The organism is Paenibacillus mesotrionivorans (assembly GCF_046098205.1).
Lineage (GTDB): Bacteria > Bacillota > Bacilli > Paenibacillales > NBRC-103111 > Paenibacillus_AR > Paenibacillus_AR mesotrionivorans.
The window spans coordinates 1-772 of the sequence record NZ_JBJURJ010000037.1 but is presented as its reverse complement, the minus strand read 5'-3'; the positions used below and the strand labels follow the sequence as shown (position 1 = coordinate 772).

Genomic DNA, 772 nt, shown 5'->3' with positions numbered 1-772 from the left:
GATTCGATGAGGCTCCGGCGAAGCCGGCCATTGCCTGCTTTGGTCATTCCCCCTCTGCAGGTACGTGGTCCGCTGGAATGTTCCCGGGGCACCAGACCCAAATACGCCATGAGTTGGGCAGGCGAACGGAAGCGGGCAAAGGATCCGATTTCGGCCGCGATGGTCATGGCCGTCAACAGCCCAACACCGCGCAGCGATTGCAAGACTTGGATGAGCTCCGCTTTCGTTCCCGTAGCGGCTTGCTCCAGCAGAGCGTGCTCCAAGCGCTGGATCCGCTGCTCCACTTCCTGCAGAGCATGAAGCATTTCGGTAAACGCCACTTGCATCGTGGCAAAAGGGAACGTCAGCTGGCCTAACCACACGCGATACTTCTTGGTCCAGCGACGCTTCAGGGTAGCGGGCTGCTCGATCTGATGACGCAGGAGAAACTTTAAAATGCGCTGGCGCTGACGGTGAGCATCCTCCATCGCCGCCTCCCGAGCTCGAACCAACTCACGCAATGCCTCATCCTCCCGCTCGGGGACGTAAACGGCGGTCAATTCGCCTGCCCGAAACAAACGAGCTAATTGTTCGGCATCCCGGCGATCGGTCTTGACATGGTCACCGGGGCGTTTGGGCATAAGCGACGGAGCAATGACCACGCACTGGGCCCCCATGGACCGAAGAAGGCGATAAGTTTCGTAGCCCGTTGGACCCGCCTCATAACAAAAAGAAAGGGTTTCGACGGAGCCCAGAGCACGGATGAGTTTTCGTAACGCAGCAGGCGTATGCG

The 772-nt window shown here is 59.1% G+C and carries 1 protein-coding gene; it reads right to left on the bottom strand.

Annotated elements, in window-relative coordinates:
* On the bottom strand, positions 1-734 hold a 734-nt coding region (locus ACI1P1_RS29690; protein WP_416220222.1), incomplete at its 3' end, for an IS110 family RNA-guided transposase.
* Positions 735-772 lie beyond the last annotated feature (38 nt).